Source organism: Alienimonas chondri (assembly GCF_013036045.1).
GTDB classification, from domain to species: Bacteria; Planctomycetota; Planctomycetia; order Planctomycetales; family Planctomycetaceae; genus Alienimonas; species Alienimonas chondri.
The window spans coordinates 1-1,108 of record NZ_WTPX01000354.1 but is presented as its reverse complement, the minus strand read 5'-3'; the positions used below and the strand labels follow the sequence as shown (position 1 = coordinate 1,108).

Genomic DNA, 1,108 nt, shown 5'->3' with positions numbered 1-1,108 from the left:
CCGTCGGGCGGAAATCATAGACCGGGGATTCCAGCGGTTCGACCGCGTGCTCGGCGTTGGTGCAGTAGACGTTTTGTTTGACGGGCATCGAAAAACTTTCGGAGAGTGATAGAGAGGGGAAGGTGAGGAATTTATGCGAGCGGCGCGAAGCGAATTGTCGATCGGCTGGTCGCGGGTTCGATCCGTCGCAGTTTTCCGGCCGCCGCCAGCGCGACGAGTTCGGCACGGACGGCGGTTTTCTCGCGGCCGGCCGCCGCCGCGATCTTTTGAATCGACGCGGCGCGATTGGGGGTGGAATATCGGGCGACGATTTGCACGAGGTGCTCGGCGTCGTCCGCGGAGCGGACGGTCCCGGCGGCGCCCGGCGGCGCGGCTCTATACGTCGAACCCGAATAGATCGTGGGTCGCACGGCGATCAGACCCGACGCGACCAAGTCTCTCGCAATCCTGTCGACTTTGCCGACCGACCAACCCAGTCGGGCTGCGATCTGGCCGCGGGTCGTTTGGCCGCCCTTCGGGACCAAACGCACGACGCGCAGCAACGTCGCCGCCGCGGCGGCGTCCGTAGACGTCGCGGGGGCGCTGCGCAGCGGCGGCGGTATGCTCGTGACGGTGCCCATCGTCTAAATCTCCATCGCCGCGGCTTTATTGCATTGCTCGGCGAATTCGGCCCGCGTGCGGGCTTCATACTCCACGACGTCGGCCCTGCGCTTTAGCTGCGCTGCATATTCCGGGTCATTTTCGAGCCGGACTTTCTCGGCATCTTTAACGTCGTCCGCGGCTTCGCGGGCCGCGTCGCGGAGTTTTTCGAGCTTTTCGTGTGCCGATTCCCATGACTCGCCGAGGCTTAGGCGGCCTTCCGCGAGGAGGTCTCGCAGCCGATAGAACGCAGCGACGGCGTTTTTGTGTCTCTGAACCCAGTAGTTAAAGCGATTCTCTTCGCGGAGGGAAACCGGCGCCTGATCGGCGTCGATATAAACTTGCGAGTCGCTAAAGCTGGCGCCGTTCTTATAGAAGGACATCCCAAGGTGCGCGGCGTACGCAAAATCTTTGCCGTTCCGTTCTTCAAATTGGTCCAGCAAGGAGACGTTAATTCCGGGTGTTCTGG

2 protein-coding genes are annotated in these 1,108 nt (G+C 62.5%); both read right to left on the bottom strand.

What is annotated here, in order from left to right:
• Positions 1 to 131: 131 nt before the first annotated feature.
• Positions 132 to 620, bottom strand: coding sequence for a hypothetical protein (locus tag LzC2_RS21620; protein ID WP_171190082.1), 489 nt, complete (start codon positions 618 to 620; stop codon positions 132 to 134).
• Positions 621 to 623: 3 nt separating this feature from the next.
• A partial coding sequence (locus LzC2_RS21615) for a hypothetical protein (RefSeq protein ID WP_206678878.1) occupies positions 624 to 1,108 on the bottom strand: 485 nt, incomplete at its 5' end.